The 1,185-nt window shown below is 66.1% G+C and carries 2 protein-coding genes and 1 pseudogene; 2 read left to right on the top strand and 1 reads right to left on the bottom strand.

The window, feature by feature from the left end:
• On the top strand, nucleotides 1–352 hold a 352-nt coding region (locus ACZ7HQ_RS45710), incomplete at its 5' end, for a hypothetical protein (protein ID WP_471003614.1).
• Nucleotides 352–717: pseudogene (locus tag ACZ7HQ_RS45705) on the top strand (transposase family protein); the annotation flags it as partial. The gene ACZ7HQ_RS45710 and the pseudogene ACZ7HQ_RS45705, both read left to right, overlap by 1 nt.
• 198 nt (nucleotides 718–915) lie before the next feature.
• On the opposite strand, the gene ACZ7HQ_RS45700 reads toward ACZ7HQ_RS45705, so the two are convergent.
• Nucleotides 916–1,185: MmyB family transcriptional regulator (locus ACZ7HQ_RS45700; RefSeq protein WP_471003611.1), on the bottom strand; the 270-nt coding region annotated here is incomplete at its 5' end.

Here is a 1,185-nt window from a genome sequence, read left to right as displayed (position 1 = left end):
CACCCTCATGGCTTCCGGCTACACGTGGGCCCGCGACAGCGCAGCCGCAGGCGACACGGTGTTCTCCGGTGCGTTCGAATTCCTGGTCACGACGGCCGCCTCCTGGGCTCTGATGCCCCTTGTGCTGTGGGCTGGCATGCGGGCGATGGGGGAGGTCGGCAACACAGTGATGCTGGCCACCGGTGGGCTGTTCTGGGTAGGGCTCTCGGGGTACTTCATCGACGACATCGACCGCACGGGCGGCCAGATACCGATCCTGGCTCTGACCGCATATGTTCTTCTCTGCACAGGACTTGCAGGGACCGGTCCCAGCACCGCAGCTGAGACGGCAGCGGAGCCCAACCTCAATTGAGAACGGACCCGGTCGGGGAGATTCTGTGGCTGTCGCCGGCGCTGCCGGGCCGAACCCACGACCTGACGGCCGCCCGCACCCACAAGCTCCTTCGGATCTGCGTACGCCAGGGCGCCCCGATCCTGGCCGACATGGCCTACATCGGTGCCGGCGGCTGGGTCACCACCGCCAAGCGCCGCCCGCCAGGCGGCGAACTCACCACCACCGAACAGACCGCGAACCGGGCTCTGTCCGCAGCCCGTGCACCCGTCGAACGAGGCATGGCACGACTGAAGTCCTGGCAGATCTTCCGCAGATCCCGCATCAGCCCCAACCGCATGACCGTCATCGCCAGAGCCATCCTCACCCTGGAGAGGCAACGCTGAGAACGCCCATTTCCCAGAACATGCCTGGTTCCACTTTTGAGTGAGAACGAGTTGCGACAGTGAATCCGCGACCCGGACCGCTTCCGTCGACTGTTCTTGATCTTGCTCCGAGAAAGGGTCGTTTTGGGGACCACCTGTCCCGCGTGCCTGAGCGCCAAGGCGATGGGGTGGCGGATCCGGACGCGTCGGACCGCCGGATCAGTCGTGGGGGGTGTCGGCCGGATGTGTAGTCGGGGCGGGGATGGTCTGCCAGGAGCTGAGGATCCGCAGTGCGTGCTCCTCAGGGGTGCCAGGTTCGGCGGTGAGGACCATGAACATGACGTCGGGGTCGTTCGGACTGGTCCAGGTGTCGCAGTCGAGGGTGAGGGAGCCGACGAGGGGGTGCCGGAAGCGTTTGGGGCCGTAGGTGGTGTGGGAGACGATCCGTCCGTTCCACCACTCGCGGAATTCGGGGCTGCGTACCGACAG

The organism is Streptomyces sp. NPDC037290 (genome assembly GCF_055603245.1).
Note: the sequence above shows the minus strand (reverse complement) of the source record. Positions and strands in the feature narration are given on the sequence as shown.